The 19758-nt window shown below is 39.4% G+C and carries 17 protein-coding genes; all 17 read left to right on the plus strand.

Going from position 1 to position 19758, the window contains the following annotated elements:
* Positions 1-244 precede the first annotated feature (244 nt).
* Positions 245-2620 carry an LPXTG cell wall anchor domain-containing protein gene (locus QM874_RS00475; RefSeq protein WP_414315798.1) on the plus strand — a complete coding sequence of 792 codons (2376 nt, stop codon included), beginning with the start codon at positions 245-247 and terminating at the stop codon, positions 2618-2620.
* Positions 2621-2964: 344 nt separating this feature from the next.
* Positions 2965-3906, plus strand: coding sequence for a peptidylprolyl isomerase PrsA (prsA, locus tag QM874_RS00480; RefSeq protein ID WP_414315799.1), 942 nt, complete (start codon positions 2965-2967; stop codon positions 3904-3906).
* 220 nt (positions 3907-4126) lie between these two features.
* Entirely contained in the window at positions 4127-5338 is a 1212-nt protein-coding gene (gene ftsW / locus QM874_RS00485) for a cell division peptidoglycan polymerase FtsW (protein ID WP_414315800.1), read from the plus strand.
* Between the two features lie 25 nt (positions 5339-5363).
* Positions 5364-8189 (plus strand): phosphoenolpyruvate carboxylase, encoded by a 2826-nt coding sequence (gene ppc / locus QM874_RS00490; RefSeq protein ID WP_414315801.1) that lies wholly within the window; start codon positions 5364-5366, stop codon positions 8187-8189.
* A gap of 439 nt (positions 8190-8628) precedes the next feature.
* Positions 8629-9627, plus strand: coding sequence for a tryptophan ABC transporter substrate-binding protein (gene trpX / locus QM874_RS00495; RefSeq protein WP_414315802.1), 999 nt, complete (start codon positions 8629-8631; stop codon positions 9625-9627).
* 61 nt (positions 9628-9688) lie between these two features.
* Positions 9689-10555: an ABC transporter permease gene (locus QM874_RS00500; RefSeq protein WP_414315803.1), complete on the plus strand. Its 867-nt coding sequence runs from the start codon at positions 9689-9691 to the stop codon at positions 10553-10555.
* Entirely contained in the window at positions 10552-11310 is a 759-nt protein-coding gene (locus QM874_RS00505) for an ABC transporter ATP-binding protein (RefSeq protein WP_414315804.1), read from the plus strand. Before QM874_RS00500 ends, QM874_RS00505 begins: the two co-directional genes overlap by 4 nt.
* Before the next feature lie 166 nt (positions 11311-11476).
* A complete protein-coding gene (locus QM874_RS00510; RefSeq protein WP_223327577.1) occupies positions 11477-11908 on the plus strand; it encodes a hypothetical protein in 432 nt (143 codons plus the stop codon).
* A gap of 180 nt (positions 11909-12088) precedes the next feature.
* Complete coding sequence (dnaG, locus tag QM874_RS00515) at positions 12089-13849, plus strand: DNA primase (RefSeq protein WP_414289521.1); 1761 nt, start codon at positions 12089-12091, stop codon at positions 13847-13849.
* Positions 13850-13851: 2 nt separating this feature from the next.
* Positions 13852-14961, plus strand: a complete 1110-nt coding sequence (gene rpoD, locus QM874_RS00520; RefSeq protein WP_000201894.1) for an RNA polymerase sigma factor RpoD — start codon at positions 13852-13854, stop codon at positions 14959-14961.
* A gap of 17 nt (positions 14962-14978) precedes the next feature.
* On the plus strand, positions 14979-15308 hold the full coding sequence (locus QM874_RS00525) for a metal-sulfur cluster assembly factor (protein ID WP_000331926.1): 330 nt from the start codon (positions 14979-14981) through the stop codon (positions 15306-15308).
* A 108-nt stretch (positions 15309-15416) separates the two neighbouring features.
* Positions 15417-16460: a glycosyltransferase family 4 protein gene (locus tag QM874_RS00530; protein ID WP_414315805.1), complete on the plus strand. Its 1044-nt coding sequence runs from the start codon at positions 15417-15419 to the stop codon at positions 16458-16460.
* Between the two features lie 8 nt (positions 16461-16468).
* Complete coding sequence (locus tag QM874_RS00535) at positions 16469-17785, plus strand: glycosyltransferase family 4 protein (RefSeq protein ID WP_414315806.1); 1317 nt, start codon at positions 16469-16471, stop codon at positions 17783-17785.
* A 25-nt stretch (positions 17786-17810) separates the two neighbouring features.
* Positions 17811-18002 (plus strand): PspC domain-containing protein, encoded by a 192-nt coding sequence (locus tag QM874_RS00540; RefSeq protein WP_075229473.1) that lies wholly within the window; start codon positions 17811-17813, stop codon positions 18000-18002.
* Between the two features lie 30 nt (positions 18003-18032).
* A complete protein-coding gene (locus tag QM874_RS00545) occupies positions 18033-18167 on the plus strand; it encodes a DUF4044 domain-containing protein (RefSeq protein ID WP_049548929.1) in 135 nt (44 codons plus the stop codon).
* Positions 18168-18242: 75 nt separating this feature from the next.
* Positions 18243-19553 (plus strand): GTPase ObgE, encoded by a 1311-nt coding sequence (gene obgE / locus QM874_RS00550; RefSeq protein ID WP_414315807.1) that lies wholly within the window; start codon positions 18243-18245, stop codon positions 19551-19553.
* Between the two features lie 9 nt (positions 19554-19562).
* Positions 19563-19727: a hypothetical protein gene (locus QM874_RS00555; RefSeq protein WP_414315808.1), complete on the plus strand. Its 165-nt coding sequence runs from the start codon at positions 19563-19565 to the stop codon at positions 19725-19727.
* The last annotated feature ends 31 nt before the right edge of the window (positions 19728-19758 follow it).

Below are 19758 nucleotides of genomic sequence, written 5' to 3' on the forward strand. Positions count from 1 at the left end.
AAACATTCAAAATAACGATGTGAATATTTCAGAAAATACGAATTTAACAAGGTTTTGATCCTGTGTTGGATTGGTATTTTTTTGTTTTTTAAGTGTATCGTTTAACGGTCGTTACACGATACACCAAAACCCTTGTAGTTCAAGAGGTTGAGGTGTATTTTTCGAAACACTAAAATCAAAAAAATTAGGTTTTTGTAGTATTTACACAACTTCAAAAGTAATCTACATTCCTAAGGAGGAAATTATGAAAACGAATAAACTTGTTAAACTCGGTATCGCAACCTTTGCGGTTGCGGTGTTGGGTGTAGTGCCAGCTTTTACAGCTCAGGCAGACACACATGTGGCAGAACAGCCAAATACAGCTTCAAAACCAGTAGAAAATGGCAAACCAAGTGATTCAGAAAAACCAGAGGTTAAACCGGCTGAAGAAGTAAAACCGGAATCTAAACCATCAGAGACACCGAAACCAGAAGTTAAGCCAGAACCAGCGCCAAAAGCTGACGAAAATCAAGAGCCCATCAAATATCGTATCAATTATTTCGATGCAGATACGGGAAGTGAGATATCTAAAGAACTCGGAGTTTTAAACCCTGGTGAAACTATCAATACCCATAAAAATATTGATGGCTATGAGGTAGTTACGAAACGTAGTTGGATGCCTGATTATAATGTGGACTACCGGTTAATGAATAGATATTTTGGTTATTCTACAGATGGATATCGATACATATATCTAGATTATAAGAAGGTAAATGCTTCAGAGACTCCGAAACCAGAACCAGCACCAAAAACTGACGAAAATCAAGAGCCCATCAAATATCGTATCGATTATTTCAATGCAGATACGGGAGAGAGGATATCTCGAGAAATTGGAGTTTTAAACCCTGGTGAAACTATCAATATCCATAAAAATATTGATGGCTATGAGGTAGTTACGAAACGTAGTTGGATGCCTGATTATAATGTGGACTACCGGTTAATGGATAGATATTTTGGGTCTACGTCTAGTTATAGATACATGTTTCTAGAATATAAGAAGGTAAATGCGGATGCTAAGCCTTCAGAAACACCAAAACCAGAAGTTAAACCAGAACCAGCGCCAAAAGATAAAGAACAGCAGAAGCCCCTCAAATATTTTATCGATTACCTCGATGCAGATACAGGAGAACAGATAAGTCACGAAATCGGGGTTTTAAAACCTGGTGAAACTATCAATATTTATAAAGATATTGAGGGCTATGAGGTGGTTTCGTATTATGGCTGGATGCCAGGTTATAAAGTGAACTACCGGATAATGAATAGATATTTTGGTTTTTCGAATGGATATGATTACATGTTTCTAGAATATAAGAAGGTAAACGCGGATGCCAAGCCTTCAGAGACACCAAAACCAGAAGTTAAGCCGGAAACTAAGCCTTCTGATACTTCAAAACCAGAAGTTAAGCCGGAAACTAAGCCTTCAGAGACACCAAAACCAGAAGTAAAACCGGAAACTAAACCTTCAGAAACACCAAAACCAGAAGTAAAACCGGAAACTAAACCTTCAGAAACACCAAAACCAGAAGTAAAACCGGAAACTAAACCTTCAGAAACACCAAAACCAGAAGTAAAACCGGAAACTAAACCTTCAGAGACTCTGAAACCAGAAGTTAAGCCGGAAACTAAGCCTTCTGATACTCCAAAACCAGAAGTAAAACCTGAAACTAAGCCTTCTGATACTCCAAAACCAGAAGTTAAGCCGGAAACTAAACCATCAGAGACTCCGAAACCAGAAGTTAAGCCAGAACCAGCACCAAAAGCGGAAGAAAAGCAGGAGCCAATCAAATACCGTATTAGGCATTTACTCGAGGGTAGTAATAAGGAGATTGCGCCTATGGAGACCGGGGTCCTAAACCCTGGTGAATCAATAAATATCCGTAAGAATCTTGAAGGATATCAAGCGGTATCAAACTATTCCTGGATGCCAGACTATAACTTGACGCATGATATAGTAAGCACATACTTTTACGGTGCTGCTGATGGGTATAGGGATGGATACATAGAATATAGGAAATTAGATGAAGTTAAGCCAGAACCTAAACCTTCAGAGACTCCGAAACCAGAAGTAAAACCGGCCCCTAAACCATCTGATACACCAAAACCAGAAGTAAAACCTGAGCCTAACCCTTCAGAAACTCCAAAACCAGAAGTTAAGCCGGAAACTAAGCCTTCTGATACTTCAAAACCAGAAGTTAAGCCGGAAACTAAGCCTTCTGATACTTCAAAACCAGAAGTAAAACCGGCACCTAAACCTTCTGATACTTCTAAACCAGAAGTTAAGCCAGAGCTTAAACCTTCTGATACTTCAAAACCAGAAGTAAAACCGGAACCTAAACCATCAGAGACTCCGAAACCAGAAGTTAAGCCAGAGCTTAAACCACAAACTAATTCGAATACTGCTCCAACAGCTCCTGTGAAACCTGTTGGGCAAACTTCAAACTCTAAAGCTGACAAACCTACTTCGAAAAAAGAAACTCCAGCTCTGCCAAACACGGGTGAACAAAGTTCTTCACTTTCTCTAGTAGGCCTTCTCCTAGCAAGTCTTGGTTTAGCAGGTCTGACTTACAAAGGACGTCACTAAAAAATTAACATACGATAAACAAGAGAGAGTGGGACAGAAATCGGTAATTCGTTAGAATTAGATTTCGTCGTCCCACCTCCGCACAGTTGAGTAGGGCTGTAAAAGCTGATGAAATCAGCGTAGTAGAGCCCACTCAACCACTGCGTCTTGCTCGACAATCCAAAGACAAGAAGAGGCTAGGACTTTTGTCCCAGCCTCTCTTTTTGGAATAAGAAAAACTGGAATCATTTAAAATTTAAAAGCTAGTATTTTTAGTCTTATTTAAGTTATCTGCTTTAAAATATGGTATAATGATTGAGTCGGTCTAAAGAAATTTTCGACCGTTTTTAGAAAAAGGAGTAAACATGAAGAAAAAACTAATGGCAGGAGCCATCACCTTGTTGTCAGTAGCTACTTTGGCTGCTTGTTCCAATAGCTCTCAAGGAGCAGACTTGATCAGTATGAAGGGTGATGTGATTACAGAACATCAATTCTACGAAGAAGTTAAAAATAATCCAACTGCTCAACAAGTCTTGCTTAACATGACCATTCAAAAAGTTTTTGAAAAACAATACGGTTCAGAAGTTAGTGATAAAGAAGTAGAAGAAGCCGTTGCAGAAGAACAAAAGAAATATGGTGATAGCTATCAAACAGTTCTAGCTCGTTCAGGTATGACTGCTGAAAGTCGTAAGGCTCAAATCCGAACAAGTAAATTAGTTGAGTTTGCAGTGAAGAAGGCTGCAGAAGCTGAATTAACAGATGAAAACTATAAAAAAGCATTTGAAGAGTATACTCCAGAAGTAACGGCTCAAATTATTAAACTTGACAGTGAAGATAAGGCTAAGGAAGTTCTTGCCAAAGCAAAAGAATCTGGAGCTGACTTTGCACAACTTGCAAAGGACAACTCAACAGACGAAAAAACAAAGGAAAATGGTGGAGAAATTTCCTTTGACTCTGCATCAACAGAATTGCCAGACGTGGTTAAAAAAGCTGCTTTTGCGCTTGATGTTAACGGAATTTCAGATGTCATCACTGCACCAGGAACACAAGCCTATACAAGTAGTTTCTATATTGTGAAACTAACTAAGAAGTCAGAAAAATCTTCAAATCTAGACGATTATAAAGAAAAACTCAAAACAATTATTTTGACTCAAAAACAAAATGATGCTACCTTTGTTCAAGGTGTTATCGGTAAAGAATTGACAGATGCCAACATCAAAGTCAAAGACCAAACTTTCCAAAATATCTTTACTCAGTACATCAAGGGTGAAGCAACTACTGACAGTAGCAGTAGTTCATCAAACTAAGATAGTAATAAACTACCTTCCTTTATCAGGGAGGTAGTTTTTGATTATGTAAAAACACAACATTAAAGTGTTTTACATTCTAGTCCCAAGTCAGTCTTAAGTAAAATTCGAATGTTTTCACTGTAAGAGTTTTTTTCTAGCCTAAAAAATGGTATAATAGCATGTAAAACTAGAAATAATAAGGGAAAATAAAAATATTTTTCCGAAAGATAGGTGACATATGAAAATAAGTAAAAGGCACCTGCTGAATTATTCAATTTTGATTCCTTATCTACTTTTATCCGTTTTAGGATTGATTGTAGTTTATTCGACAACTAGTGCGTCCCTCATCCAAGAAGGAAAGAGTGCATTACAACTAGTGCGAAATCAGGGAATTTTCTGGATAGCCAGTTTATTCTTAATAGCCTTAATCTATAAATTAAAATTAGGATTTCTCCGTAATGAGCGCTTGCTCTTTATCGTCATGTTTGTCGAGCTGATACTTCTAGCTCTGGCACGGTTAATAGGTAGTCCCATCAATGGAGCCTATGGCTGGATCAAGGTTGGACCGGTCACGATTCAACCAGCAGAGTATCTAAAGATTATTATCATTTGGTACTTGGCTCAGCGTTTTTCAAAACAACAAGATGAGATTGCGGTTTATGACTTCCAAGTTTTAACTCTTAATCAGTGGTTGCCAAGAGCCTTTAATGATTGGCGTTTTGTCCTCTTGGTCATGATTGGTAGTTTGGCAATCTTCCCTGACCTTGGAAATGCAACCATTTTAATTTTAGTATCCTTACTCATGTATACTATTAGTGGGATTGCCTATCGCTGGTTCTCAACTATACTGGGACTGCTGGCTGGAACATCCATTTTTTCCTTGACTGCCATTCGGTTTATCGGTGTTGAAAAATTCTCAAAAATTCCTGTATTTGGTTATGTTGCCAAGCGGTTCAGTGCTTTTTTCAACCCCTTTAATGACCTAGCAGGATCTGGGCATCAGTTGGCCAATTCTTATTATGCAATGGTTAACGGTGGCTGGTTTGGTCTTGGATTAGGAAATTCCATTGAAAAAAGAGGTTATCTACCAGAAGCTCATACAGACTTTGTCTTTTCGATTGTGATAGAGGAGTTTGGATTTGTAGGAGCTAGTCTTATTTTGGCTCTTCTATTTTTCTTGATTCTTCGTATTATTTTAGTCGGTATTAGAGCGAGAGATCCTTTCAACTCAATGGTGGCAATCGGTATTGGTGGAATGATTCTGATACAGGTATTTGTTAATATTGGGGGTATATCAGGCTTGATCCCTTCAACAGGGGTAACTTTCCCCTTCCTATCGCAAGGTGGAAACAGTCTCTTGGTCCTATCGGTAGCTATCGCCTTTGTGTTGAATATTGATGCCAGCGAAAAACGTGCCAAACTCTATCGCGAATTAGAAGCGCAACTCTAAGACATAATATGACAAGGAGAAAAAAATGTCTCTTCAAAAGTTAGAAAATTTTAGTAACAAAGCTGTCGTACAAGAAGAAGTGCAAATCTTGACAGAAATGCTCGAAGATATTACAAGAAACATGCTTGCACCAGAGACCTTTGATAAAATCATGCAGTTAAAAGAACTTTCGACTGCAGCAGACTATCAAGGACTTGATAAAGTAGTAACTAGTCTATCAAACGACGAAATGGTCTACATTTCAAGATATTTCTCTATCTTACCACTCTTAATTAACATTTCCGAAGACGTAGACTTGGCTTACGAGATTAACCACCTAAATAATGTTGATCAAGACTATCTGGGTAAATTGTCAACAACTATCAAAATGGTGGCTGAAAAAGATAACGCTGCTGAGATCCTTGAACACTTGAACGTGGTGCCTGTTTTGACAGCCCATCCTACTCAGGTACAACGTAAGAGTATGTTGGACTTGACCAATCATATTCATACCCTTTTACGTAAATATCGTGATGTGAGAATGGGCCTCATCAACAAGGAAAAATGGCATAATGATCTTCGCCGTTATATCGAGATTATCATGCAAACTGACATGATTCGTGAGAAGAAACTGAAAGTAACCAACGAAATCACCAATGTGATGGAATACTACAATAGTTCCTTCCTTCAGGCTGTTCCTAATCTGATGCTAGAGTATAAGCGTCTAGCAAAGGAACAAGGAATTGACCTAAAACAAGCTAAACCAATTACTATGGGAATGTGGATAGGCGGAGACCGTGATGGAAATCCATTTGTAACAGCTGAAACACTTATGCGTTCTGCTACCATTCAAAGTGAAGTGGTTTTGAACTATTATATCAGTAAGATTTCTAGTCTTTATCGTACCTTCTCTCTTTCAACGAATTTATCAAAAACTAGCAAAGCGGTTGAAGAAATGGCTGCTCAGTCTGGAGATACATCCGTCTTTCGTGAAAAAGAACCCTATCGTCGTGCCTTTCACTTGATTCAGTCAAAATTGATTCAAACTCTTTTGAATTTGAAAGAATGGTCAATCGTTGGTTCGACATCTGATGAACGTCATCCTGTTGAACGTTTGCTCGGTTCTAATAGCCATCAGCAAGGAGTGATTACAGATTACATTGGTAATCGTCTTTCAGGAGCTATTCAAGAGCTGGCTGAAGATCGCCCACCATTTTACGAAACAGTTGAAGAGTTCAAAAAAGATCTATATACTATTAAGGATTCATTGCTTGAAAATAAGGCAGAGGCCTTGCTTACTGGTGAGTTCGCCGAGCTTTTAGAAGCTGTAGAAGTCTTTGGTTTCTTCTTGGCTTCCATCGACATGCGTCAAGACTCAAGTGTTCACGAGGCCTGTGTGGCAGAATTGTTGGCATCTGCTGGAATTGATGACCATTATAGTGATCTTTCAGAAGATGAGAAGTGCGAGTTGCTTTTACATGAACTATTAGAAGACCCTCGAATCTTGTCAGCAACCCATGCTGAGAAGTCTGAACTACTCGAAAAAGAGTTAGCTATTTTCCAAACTGCCCGTGAATTAAAAGACCGTTTGGGTGAAGATGTCATTCGTCAAACGATTATCTCTCACGCAACCAGTGTATCAGATATGCTTGAGTTGGCTATCATGCTCAAAGAAGTAGGTCTGGTGGATTCTGAAAAAGCGCGTGTTCAGATTGTTCCACTCTTTGAAACTATCGAAGACTTAGATCATTCTGAAGAAACTATGAGAAAGTATTTCTCTTTACCGCTTGCTAAGAAGTGGATTGCTTCAAAAGATAATTATCAAGAAATCATGCTAGGTTACTCAGATAGTAACAAGGATGGTGGTTATCTATCATCTTGTTGGACTCTATACAAAGCTCAACAACAATTGACAGCCATTGGTGATGAGTTTGGTGTTAAGGTAACCTTCTTCCACGGTCGTGGTGGTACAGTTGGTCGTGGTGGTGGCCCTACTTATGACGCTATTGCCTCACAGCCACTTAAGTCTATCAAAGATCGTATCCGTTTGACCGAGCAAGGGGAAGTGATCGGAAACAAATACGGAAACAAGGATGCAGCTTACTATAACCTTGAAATGTTGGTTTCAGCAGCAATCAACCGTATGATTACCCAAAAGAAGAGTGACACCAATACTTCAAATCGCTATGAAGAAATTATGGATCAGGTTGTCGGTCGTAGCTATGATATTTACCGTGAACTAGTATTCGGAAATGAACATTTCTATGATTATTTCTTTGAGTCTAGTCCAATCAAGGCGATCTCAAGTTTCAATATTGGTTCGCGACCAGCCGCTCGTAAAACCATCACTGAAATCGGTGGTCTGCGCGCTATTCCTTGGGTATTCTCTTGGTCACAAAGTCGTGTTATGTTCCCAGGCTGGTATGGTGTTGGTTCAAGTTTCAAGGAATTTATCGACCAAGATCCTAAAAATATCGAAATCCTTCGTGACATGTATAAAAACTGGCCTTTCTTCCAGTCACTTTTATCGAACGTAGACATGGTCTTGTCTAAGTCAAATATGAATATTGCTTTTGAGTACGCACAACTTTGTGAAAGTGAGGAAGTCCAAGCAATCTACTATACTATCTTGGATGAATGGCAGTTGACCAAGGATATCATTTTGGCTATCGAAGGGCAAGACGACCTCTTGGCTGAAAACCCATATTTGAAAGCCAGTCTAAAATACCGTATGCCTTACTTCAATATTCTAAACTACATCCAGCTTGAGTTAATCAAGCGCCAACGTCGTGGAGAGCTATCTACGCATGAAGAAAGATTGATTCATACGACCATTAACGGAATTGCTACTGGATTGCGTAATTCAGGCTAATTTCCATCGTCTTTTTCGAAAAATCCGTAGGAATTTTACTTTTTTTAAAAAATAATTCATATAATCTCTTGACAAGCTTTTTAAAAATGTTATAATTTAACCATTCAGAAAGTAATCATTGAAATTTTTTAGAGAGTCTGTGGTTGGTGGAAACAGATAGATGAAGGTGATGAAAATTGGGCTGAATGTTATAAAGAATTTGAAATCATAAGAATTCGGTGCGCACACCTTACAGTGCAACTCGTGAAGCGAGTAAGAGCGATAGGGATATTCCCTATAATTGAGGTGGCACCGCGCATCGACGTCCTCACACAAGTTTTTTGTGTGAGGACTTTTTCTATGGGGAGGATAAATAATGGAATTCAAACGATGGCGACGCTTGGTTAAGCGATTTAAAAGGTAAAATTAGAAGTAAGTATTGAAAAATAAGGAGAAAAAAATGAATAAACGATTAATGGGAATTATCGCAGCATTAGCGGTTCTAGTTGGTGGAAGCCTAATCTACTCTACTCTAACAAAACAAGATACCAAAACCGAGACAGCTAACAAAACTGCTAAAGTTGGTGTTCTACAGTTCGTCAGTCACCCATCACTCGACTTGATTTACCAAGGTATCCAAGATGGACTTGCTGAAGAAGGCTATAAAGGTGATCAAGTTAAAATTGATTTTATGAACTCAGAAGGTGATCAAAGTAAGGTTGCGACAATGAGTAAACAATTGGTAGCAAATGGAAATGATGTTGTTGTCGGAATTGCGACACCTGCAGCTCAAGGTCTAGCAAGTGCAACAAAAGACCTTCCTGTTATCATGGCAGCCATTACAGACCCAGTTGGGGCTAACCTTGTACAAAACTTGGAAAAACCAGGCGGAAACATCACTGGGGTATCTGACCATAACCCTGCTGAACAACAGGTTGAATTGATTAAAACATTGACTCCTGATGTTAAGACTATTGGAGCTCTTTACTCAAGTAGTGAAGATAACTCAAAATCACAAGTTGAAGAGTTCAAAGCTTACGCTGAAAAAGCTGGCTTGAAGGTAGAAACTTTTGCAGTTCCATCAACTAACGAAATAGCTTCAACAGTTAATGTTATGACTGGTAAAGTAGATGCAATCTGGGTTCCAATTGACAACACAATCGCATCAGCATTTTCAACAGTTGTTTCAAGTAACCAAACAGCAAAAAAACCAATCTACCCAAGCGCAACAGCAATGGTAGAAGCAGGTGGTTTGGCATCAGTAGTTGTGGACCAACACGATCTTGGTGTGGCTACTGGTAAGATGATTGCAAAAGTATTGAAGGGTGAAAAACCTGCTGATACTCCAGTAAATGTCTTCTCAACTGGTAAATCAGTGATCAACAAAAAATTGGCTCAAGAACTTGGAATCACTATCCCTGAATCAGTTCTCAAAGAAGCTGGTCAAGTGATCGAATAAGAAAACGGGAGGAGTTGGAGACATCTCCTCCAATTTTTAGAATAAAGGAAACGAATCAAACATGCTAATATCTATTATTTCACAGGGATTGGTCTGGGCTATCCTTGGTTTAGGAATCTTTATGACCTTTAGAATTCTAAACTTCCCAGATATGACAACTGAGGGCTCCTTCCCACTAGGAGGAGCAGTTGCAGTAACACTGATTACTCAAGGCGTTAATCCTTTTCTTGCTACCTTAGTAGCTGTTGGGGCAGGATGTGTAGCAGGTTTGGCAACAGGACTTCTCTATACAAAAGGAAAGATTCCAACACTCTTGTCTGGAATTCTAGTCATGACTTCTTGTCATTCTATTATGCTCATGATTATGGGAAGGGCTAACCTTGGTCTCTTGGGAACCAAACAAATCCAGGATGTTCTTCCTTTCTCATCTGAGGTTAATCAATTATTTACAGGCTTGATTTTTGTGACTTTGGTTATTTTACTCATGCTTTTCTTCCTAGATACTAAATTGGGACAGGCCTATATCGCAACAGGAGATAATCCGGATATGGCTCGTAGTTTTGGTATCAATACTGGACGTATGGAGTTGATGGGTCTGGTTTTATCAAACGGTGTGATCGCCCTTGCAGGTGCCATTATCGCTCAACAAGAAGGATATGCGGATGTCTCTCGTGGTATCGGTGTTATCGTAGTTGGACTTGCTAGTCTGATTATCGGTGAAGTCCTCTTTAAGAGCCTTACATTAGCAGAACGCTTGGTTACCATTGTCGTTGGTTCTATTAGTTACCAATTCTTGGTATGGGGAGTCATTGCTCTTGGCTTTAATACCAGCTACCTACGTTTATACAGTGCCCTTATCCTAGCAACTTGTCTAGTTATTCCAACCCTTAAGGATAAATACTTGAAAGGAGTCAAGTTAAGCAAATGACAGCGATTGTAGAATTGAAAAATGCCACAAAAATTGTGAAAAGTGGATTTGATGAAGAAAAGATTATCCTAAATGATGTTTCGCTTGATATTTATGAGCATGACTTCATCACAATCTTGGGTGGAAATGGAGCAGGGAAATCAACCCTCTTTAATAGCATTGCAGGAACGCTACCCTTGACTAGTGGTAGCATTCGCATCATGGGTGATGATGTAACTCATTTTAGCCCTGAAAAGCGTGCCAAGTATCTTTCTCGTGTTTTTCAAGATCCAAAGATGGGGACAGCTCCACGTATGACAGTCGCAGAAAACCTCTTGATTGCTAAGTTTCGTGGAGAAAAGCGTGGTCTCTTTCCAAGAAGACTCTCAGCTTACAAGGAAGAATTTCAAGCAACTATTGAGAAGGTTGGAAATGGACTAGAGAAACACTTGGATACACCGATTGAATTCTTGTCAGGTGGACAAAGACAGGCCTTGAGCCTCTTAATGGCAACCTTAAAACGTCCAGAACTTCTTTTATTGGATGAACACACAGCTGCTCTTGACCCTAAAACAAGTGTCGCCTTGATGGAATTGACAAATGACTTTATCAACAAGGACCATCTAACAGCTTTGATGATTACTCACCATATGGAAGATGCTCTCAAGTATGGAAATCGTTTGATTGTTATGAAAGAAGGACGAATCATCCAAGATTTGAATAAGGATGAAAAAGCTAAGATGAAAATTTCAGATTACTATCAACTATTTGAGTAGATAATTTTTAAATCAAGTATCCTTAAAAACTTAGAAGTAAGATTTCTCTTCTAGGTTTTTTTAGTGGCGTTTAAACTTTATTCATATTTCCTTTTTTGCCAATTTTACTTTATAATAGAATCAATCTAATAATCTTAAACTTTAATAGAAGTAAGGAGATAAAAAGATGACTTACACACAAGAAGATTTTCAAGAATGGATTTTTCAAATTGGATTTAAGATGGACTATTTTACTAGGGAGTTTGCAGAGGAACAAGGCCTTCATTTAGACTATAGCATGCAGTCTTTGGATGATTTGGAGGCTTGGATCTTGGCTCACTACGATGACCACCATGCTTTGATAGCAGACCGAAAGATGTTGGATTATTTGACTGTTTATATCGGTGAGACCTTCCGCAAACACCTGGGAGGTAAATGGTTTATTGACCTTAAAAATAAAAAGAACGCCTATTATTCTATGCCTGTATTGACTGATCCATCCTATAGAGGAGTGGTATACAAAGCACCATTGACTTATGCAACGGCTTGCATTAGTAGAAAAGATGGTCAGTATATTAGCAGGATATTGAAAAATAACCTCGAAAATCAAGTGAAATAGGATTTTATTTCTTTTGTTTTTCTTTCAAATATTAGAATGATTTGCTCAAAAGATTCACTTTTTCATGATTGCTGGAAACTTATGAAATAGTCTCATGTAAAGTGTATGAAATGGTTTACTTTTTTTCAGAAATAAGCTATACTAGTTAGAGTAAACTGTGATAAAATGGAGGTATTGTCTATGGTTGACAAGAGACTCATCGAAGAGATCAAAAACAATACCAATATTGTCGAAATCATAGGAGAAGTGATTTCTTTACAAAAATCTGGACGGAACTTTTTAGGGCTCTGTCCTTTTCATGGTGAAAAGACCCCTTCCTTTAACGTGGTCGAGGATAAGCAGTTTTACCACTGTTTTGGTTGTGGTCGTTCTGGAGATGTTTTTAAGTTTATCGAGGAGTATCAGCAAGTAACTTTTGCGGATGCGGTGAGGATATTAGCTGAGAGACTTGGGATTCAGATGGCAGCGCCTGTTCAAGGTTCTGTACAGCCTAGGTCGCCCCATCAAAATCTCTACGATATGCATGAGAAAGCCGCTCGTTTTTATCATGCCATTCTCATGACGACTAAGATGGGTGAAGAGGCGAGAAACTATCTCTATAAACGTGGCTTAACAGATGATGTTCTCAAGCATTTTATGATTGGTTTGGCTCCAGCAGAACGCTCTTATCTCTATCAACGTTTAGCAGATGATTATAGCGAGAAGGACTTGCTGGATTCGGGTTTGTTTTATCTATCTGAGAGTAACCAATTCTTTGATACCTTTCATAATCGCATTATGTTTCCTCTTTCAAATGATCAAGGAAAGGTGATTGCCTTTTCTGGTCGTGTATGGCAAGAGACTGATTCTCAAACTGGAAAGTATAAAAATAGTCGAGCGACGGCAATTTTTAACAAAAGTTACGAATTATATCATTTGGAGAGGGTAAAAAAAGGATCGGGCAAGGCTCCTGAAATCTACCTGATGGAAGGGTTTATGGATGTCATTGCGGCTTATCGTGCTGGTATTGAAAATGCAGTTGCTTCTATGGGTACCGCACTGACGAGTGAACATGTGGAGCATCTGAAACGCTTTACCAAAAAAGTGATCGTCACCTATGACGGAGATAAGGCTGGGCAAGCTGCGACGGCTAAAGCCTTGGATGAGCTTAAAGATATACCTGTCCAAGTCGTCCAGATTCCTGACGCAATGGATCCAGATGAATATTTGCAGAAAAACTCTCCTCAAGACTTAGCTTATCTATTAACCAATACACGCATTAGTCCTGTTGAGTTTTACATTCATCATTTCAGACCTGAAAATAGTGAAAATCTACAAGCTCAAATTGAATTTATAGAGAAAATTGCCCCCTTAATCGCCAAGGAACCTTCTATCACAGCTCAGAATTCCTACATTCACATTTTGACGGATCACCTGCCATCTTTTGACTATCAGCAAGTCGAACATATTGTCAATGAAAGTCGTGTTAGACAGAGAAAGGAGAAGGTCAAGGAGACCTATAGTCCTAGTCCTATCACTATGTCTGTCTCCAAGCAGCTGACAGCAGTGATGAGAGCGGAGGCTCATATCCTCTACCGAATGATGGAACATCCTTTGGTGCTCAATGACTACCGCTTAAGAGATGACTTTATCTTTGAAACACCAGAGTTTCAGACCTTGTATGGACTCCTGATTGATAATGGAAGTATCTCGTCTGAGGATTTGGCTCATCAGACCAGAGAAGTGGAGAGTGCTTGGTATCAAGTCCTAGCCTTAGATTTGCCACCTGAGATGTCACCTCACGAGTTAGCTGAAGTGGAAGAGTCTCGAAAAAGAGCTCTTTTGAATCAGGAAAATCTGCAAATTAAAAAGAAAGTTCAGGAAGCTAGCCATGTCGGTGATACAGACACCGCATTAGAAGAGCTAGAACGCTTAATTGCCCAAAAAAGAAGAATGGAGTAAGAATGGCAACAAAACAAAAAGAAGTAACAACCTTTGACGTCCAAGTAGCGGAATTTATTCGCAATCATAAAAAAACTGGTACGGCTACAGATGACGAAATCAATAACGCCCTCGTAATCCCCTTTACTTTAGATGTGGAAGGTATTGAGAATCTTTTGCAACGCATTCAAGATGCTGGTATCTCAATTACGGACAACGAAGGAAATCCAAGTGCGCGTGTTTTGAGCACTGAGGAAGAACCAGAGTTGACTGATGAAGATTTGATTGGTTCAACCTCAGCTAAGGTCAATGACCCAGTCCGTATGTATTTGAAAGAAATCGGGGTTGTTCCTCTGCTTACAAATGAAGAGGAAAAAGAATTGGCCCTTGCAGTTGAAGCGGGTGATATCGAAGCTAAACAACGCCTTGCAGAAGCGAACCTTCGTTTGGTAGTATCTATCGCTAAACGTTATGTTGGACGTGGAATGCAGTTCCTTGACTTGATCCAAGAAGGAAACATGGGCTTGATGAAGGCCGTTGATAAATTTGACTACTCTAAAGGGTTCAAATTCTCAACTTATGCGACTTGGTGGATTCGTCAAGCAATTACTCGTGCAATTGCTGACCAAGCTCGTACCATCCGTATCCCAGTTCACATGGTGGAAACAATTAACAAGCTTGTTCGTGAACAACGTAATCTTCTTCAAGAGTTGGGACAAGATCCAACTCCTGAACAAATCGCCGAACGCATGGATATGACACCAGACAAGGTCCGTGAAATTCTCAAGATTGCCCAAGAGCCAGTTTCTCTAGAAACACCTATCGGTGAAGAGGACGATAGCCACCTTGGTGATTTTATCGAGGATGAAGTGATTGAAAATCCAGTGGACTACACAACTCGTATCGTTTTGCGTGAACAGTTGGATGAAGTGTTAGACACATTGACTGACCGTGAAGAAAATGTCTTGCGTCTCCGCTTTGGTCTTGATGATGGGAAAATGCGTACTCTTGAAGATGTTGGTAAAGTCTTTAACGTAACACGTGAACGTATCCGTCAGATTGAAGCCAAAGCTTTGAGAAAACTTCGCCAGCCAAGTCGAAGCAAACCACTTCGTGATTTCATTGAAGATTAAGTTAAGGGAGAGTGAAGATGGCTTATACAGAAGAACAAATCGAAAATATCAAAACACGTATTTTGACAGCCCTAGAAGAAGTGATTGACCCAGAGTTGGGGATTGATATTGTCAATCTAGGCTTGATCTACGAGATTCGTTTTGATGGCGATACAGGTGAGACTGAAATTGATATGACCTTAACAACCATGGGTTGTCCTCTGGCAGATCTCTTAACTGACCAAATCTATGATGCTATGACAGATGTTCCAGAGGTTACTAACGTTGAAGTCAAATTAGTTTGGTATCCAGCTTGGACAGTTGAGAAAATGAGCCGTTATGCTCGTATTGCTTTAGGTATCAAGTAAGTATATTATGAAAAGAGAAATAGTGTAGACGCCAGGAATTCCCAGCTTTTATGCTATCTCTCTTTTTATTTGCTGATTTTATTTGAATAAAATGGTATAATGGTTACTATGGAAAAAGAGAAATTACGCATCAACATGCTAAGTTCAAGTGAAAAGGTGGCTGGCCAAGGTGTGTCTGGTGCTTACCGTGAACTGGTGCAGCTTTTGAAACGAGATGCGAAAGACCAACTGATCGTAACCGAAAATCTTCCAATTGAAGCGGATGTTACTCATTTTCATACGATTGATTTCCCTTATTATCTCTCGACCTTTCAGAAAAAACGTTCTGGACGTAAGATTGGCTATGTTCACTTCTTACCGGATACCTTGGAAGGTAGTTTGAAGATTCCATTCTTCTTAAAGGGGATTGTCAAACGCTATGTGTTTTCTTTTTATGACCGTATGGAGCATCTGGTAGTGGTCAATCCTACCTTCATTGAGGATTTGGTTGCTGCTGGAATTCCACGTGAAAAAGTGACCTATATTCCTAATTTTGTCAACAAAGAAAAATGGCATCCACTTCCTATAGAGCAAATTGAACAACTTCGTAAAGATATGGAGATTGATGAGAATCAGTTTGTAGTCGTTGGTGCAGGTCAGGTTCAGAAGCGTAAAGGAATCGATGACTTTATCACTCTAGCTGAGGAATTACCTGATATCACTTTTATTTGGGCTGGTGGCTTCTCTTTTGGGGGAATAACCGATGGTTATGAGCGCTATAAAAAGATTATGGATAACCCTCCTGAAAATCTAATTTTCCCAGGGATTGTTGATCCAGAACGGATGAGAGAACTCTATGCCTTGGCTGATCTTTTCTTGCTTCCAAGTTATAACGAGCTCTTTCCAATGACTATTCTAGAAGCTGCGAGTTGTGAAGCACCCATTATGCTTCGTGATCTAGATCTTTACAAGGTCATTCTTGAAGGGAATTACAGGCCAACAAGTGATGTAGAAGAGATGAAAGAGGCTATCTTGGAATATCGCGAGCATCCAGAAGCACTAAAAGAATTAAAAGAAAAGGCTAAGGCCATTTCAAGAGAATATTCAGAAGAGCATCTTCTTGAAATCTGGCTAAAATTCTATCGGGAGCAAGCAGCTTTAGGAAAAAAATGAGGTAGTATATGCGAATTGGATTATTTACAGATACTTATTTCCCACAGGTTTCTGGTGTTGCAACCAGTATTCGAACCTTAAAAACAGAGCTTGAAAAGCAAGGGCATGCAGTCTTTATCTTCACGACAACAGATAAGGATGTCAATCGTTATGAAGACTGGCAGATTATTCGTATTCCTAGTGTTCCTTTCTTTGCCTTTAAAGACCGTCGTTTCGCCTATCGTGGATTTACAAAAGCTCTTGAGATAGCAAAACAATACAAGCTGGATATTATTCATACGCAGACTGAGTTTTCTCTTGGTTTATTAGGGATTTGGATAGCGCGTGAGTTGAAAATCCCAGTCATTCATACATATCATACCCAGTACGAGGATTATGTTCACTATATTGCTAAGGGTTTGTTGATTCGTCCGAGCATGGTCAAGTATCTTGTAAGGGGATTTCTTCATGATGTGGATGGTGTGATTTGTCCGAGTGAGATTGTGCGTGATTTGTTATCTGATTATAAGGTCAAAGTTGAAAAGCGTGTCATTCCTACAGGGATTGAGCTAGCCAAGTTTGAACGTCCTGAAATTGGACCAGAGCACATCAGTGATCTACGAGATAAACTAGGTATTAAGAAAGACGAAAAGATGCTTCTTAGTCTTTCCCGGGTGTCTTACGAAAAGAACATTCAAGCTGTTTTGGCAGCACTTCCAGATGTTCTAAAAGAAGAGCAAAATGTTAAATTAGTCGTTGCTGGAGATGGACCTTATCTGGAAAACCTCAAGGAGCAAGCAGAAGATTTGCAGATTCAGGATTCAGTCATCTTTACAGGTATGATCGCTCCGAGTGAGACAGCCCTTTACTACAAGGCAGCTGATTTCTTCATTTCAGCTTCCACAAGTGAGACTCAGGGCTTAACTTATTTAGAAAGTTTGGCTAGCAAGACACCAATTATAGCTCATGGAAATCCTTATCTAGATAATTTGATTAGCGATAAGATGTTTGGAACTCTTTATTATGAAGAGCGTGACCTATCAGGTGCTATTTTAGAGGCTCTTATTGCTACGCCTGACATGGATGAAAACCTTTTGGCTGATAAATTGTATGAAATTTCAGCTGAGAATTTTGCTAAGAGAGTTCATGAGTTTTATTTGGATGCTATCATCTCAAACAATTTTGAAAAAGAATTAACTCGTGATGAACCGACGACACAACGGATTTTAAAGACAGTATTTTACTTGCCACAGCAGGCAGTTTCAGTTCCAGTCAAAAGTTCTAAACGAATGTTAAAAGCATCCAAGAAACAGTTGAATGACTTGAGAGATTATTGGAATGACTAGGTCTTCGAAGAAAGGAAATGAAGAAATGAAAAAGAAATTTATGAGAAGTAGTCGAGATCAAAAAATCGGTGGAGTATGCGCTGGTTTAGCTAATTATTTTGATATTGATCCGACAATCGTACGTGTGATCTGGGGAGTTCTAGCTTTTTGTTATGGTAGTGGACTGATTGCTTACTTGATCTTGTGGGCAATTGCTCCAGTCTCGGAAGAATATTAAAAATAGGGAATTATAGAAAAGGAGAAAATAATGGCATTTGGTGATAATGGAAAACGTAAAAAAACATTTTTTGAGAAATTGACACTATTCGTCGTTTTGATTATGTTGTTTGTAACCTTAGCAGGTATCTTTGCTACAGCCATCGGTGTATTTAGCAGATTTTAAAATGCTAGATTTTCTAGCAAGTTGTAATAGTTGGTGACTGGGATTTCCCAGCCCTTTTTAGAGTGAGAAAAGAATATGAGTATGTTTTTAGATACAGCTAAGATCAAGGTTAAGGCTGGAAATGGTGGTGATGGGATGGTTGCCTTTCGCCGTGAAAAATATGTCCCTAATGGAGGACCATGGGGTGGTGACGGTGGCCGTGGTGGTAACGTTGTTTTCGTTGTAGACGAAGGTTTACGTACCCTTATGGATTTCCGTTACAATCGTCATTTTAAAGCCCAGTCAGGTGAAAAAGGAATGACCAAAGGAATGCACGGTAGAGGTGCAGAAGACTTGATTGTTCGAGTACCTCAAGGTACAACTGTGCGTGATGCAGAAACTGGAAAAGTTATCACTGACTTGATTGAGCACGGCCAAGAGTTTATCGTTGCTCACGGTGGTCGAGGTGGTCGTGGGAATATCCGCTTTGCAACACCTAAAAATCCTGCTCCAGAGATTTCTGAAAATGGAGAACCTGGTCAGGAGCGTGAGTTACAGTTAGAACTTAAAATCCTTGCGGATGTTGGTTTGGTTGGCTTCCCATCAGTTGGTAAATCAACTCTACTCAGTGTGATTACCTCAGCAAAACCTAAAATTGGTGCCTACCACTTTACAACAATCGTTCCTAATCTTGGTATGGTCCGTACCCAATCAGGTGAGTCCTTTGCAGTGGCAGACCTCCCTGGTTTGATCGAAGGTGCTAGTCAAGGTGTGGGCTTGGGAACTCAGTTCCTTCGCCATATTGAGCGTACTCGCGTTATCCTTCACATCATTGATATGTCAGCCAGTGAAGGACGTGATCCTTACGAAGATTATCTAGCTATTAACAAAGAGTTGGAATCTTATAACCTTCGTCTGATGGAGCGTCCACAAATCATTGTTGCTAATAAGATGGATATGCCAGAAAGCCAAGAAAACCTTGAAGAATTCAAGAAAAAATTGGCGTCTAACTATGATGAGTTCGAGGACTTACCAGCCATCTTCCCAATTTCAGGTTTGACTAAGCAAGGTCTTGCACCTTTACTAGATGCAACAGCCGAACTTCTTGATAAGACCCCAGAATTCCTTCTTTATGACGAGTCAGAAATGGAAGAAGAAGTTTATTATGGCTTTGACGAAGAAGAAAAACCATTTGAAATTAGTCGTGATGACGATGCAACTTGGGTACTTTCTGGTGAAAAACTCATTAAACTCTTTAACATGACTAACTTTGATCGTGATGAGTCTGTCATGAAGTTTGCTCGTCAGTTGCGTGGTATGGGAGTTGATGAAGCTCTCCGTGCCCGTGGTGCTAAGGATGGAGATCTAGTTCGTATCGGTAAATTTGAGTTTGAGTTTGTAGACTAGGAGATAGCTATGGGAGATAAACCGATATCTTTCCGTGATGCTGATGAAAATTTTGTTTCTGCAGCAGACGTCTGGAATGAGAAAAAGTTAGAAGAACTCTTTAATCGCCTCAATCCAAATCGTGCTTTGAGACTAGCAAGAACTAAAAAGCAAGCTGAAAATAACAAATCATAAAATAAACCCGTGATGATTATCATCACGGGCT

It is taken from the genome of Streptococcus infantis (assembly GCF_047463615.1).
GTDB lineage: Bacteria > Bacillota > Bacilli > Lactobacillales > Streptococcaceae > Streptococcus > Streptococcus infantis_X.

Bases quoted from the DNA above. Each gene is read 5' to 3' on its own strand.
- rpoD (WP_000201894.1), top strand. From the start codon at position 13,852: ATGGCAACAAAACAAAAAGAAGTAACAACCTTTGACGTCCAAGTAGCG.
- QM874_RS00475 (WP_414315798.1), top strand. From the start codon at position 245: ATGAAAACGAATAAACTTGTTAAACTCGGTATCGCAACCTTTGCGGTT.
- ftsW (WP_414315800.1), top strand. From the start codon at position 4,127: ATGAAAATAAGTAAAAGGCACCTGCTGAATTATTCAATTTTGATTCCT.
- QM874_RS00530 (WP_414315805.1), top strand. From the start codon at position 15,417: ATGGAAAAAGAGAAATTACGCATCAACATGCTAAGTTCAAGTGAAAAG.
- QM874_RS00540 (WP_075229473.1), top strand. From the start codon at position 17,811: ATGAAAAAGAAATTTATGAGAAGTAGTCGAGATCAAAAAATCGGTGGA.
- ppc (WP_414315801.1), top strand. From the start codon at position 5,364: ATGTCTCTTCAAAAGTTAGAAAATTTTAGTAACAAAGCTGTCGTACAA.
- trpX (WP_414315802.1), top strand. From the start codon at position 8,629: ATGAATAAACGATTAATGGGAATTATCGCAGCATTAGCGGTTCTAGTT.
- obgE (WP_414315807.1), top strand. From the start codon at position 18,243: ATGAGTATGTTTTTAGATACAGCTAAGATCAAGGTTAAGGCTGGAAAT.
- QM874_RS00545 (WP_049548929.1), top strand. From the start codon at position 18,033: ATGGCATTTGGTGATAATGGAAAACGTAAAAAAACATTTTTTGAGAAA.
- QM874_RS00500 (WP_414315803.1), top strand. From the start codon at position 9,689: ATGCTAATATCTATTATTTCACAGGGATTGGTCTGGGCTATCCTTGGT.
- QM874_RS00535 (WP_414315806.1), top strand. From the start codon at position 16,469: ATGCGAATTGGATTATTTACAGATACTTATTTCCCACAGGTTTCTGGT.
- QM874_RS00510 (WP_223327577.1), top strand. From the start codon at position 11,477: ATGACTTACACACAAGAAGATTTTCAAGAATGGATTTTTCAAATTGGA.
- QM874_RS00505 (WP_414315804.1), top strand. From the start codon at position 10,552: ATGACAGCGATTGTAGAATTGAAAAATGCCACAAAAATTGTGAAAAGT.
- dnaG (WP_414289521.1), top strand. From the start codon at position 12,089: ATGGTTGACAAGAGACTCATCGAAGAGATCAAAAACAATACCAATATT.
- QM874_RS00555 (WP_414315808.1), top strand. From the start codon at position 19,563: ATGGGAGATAAACCGATATCTTTCCGTGATGCTGATGAAAATTTTGTT.
- prsA (WP_414315799.1), top strand. From the start codon at position 2,965: ATGAAGAAAAAACTAATGGCAGGAGCCATCACCTTGTTGTCAGTAGCT.
- QM874_RS00525 (WP_000331926.1), top strand. From the start codon at position 14,979: ATGGCTTATACAGAAGAACAAATCGAAAATATCAAAACACGTATTTTG.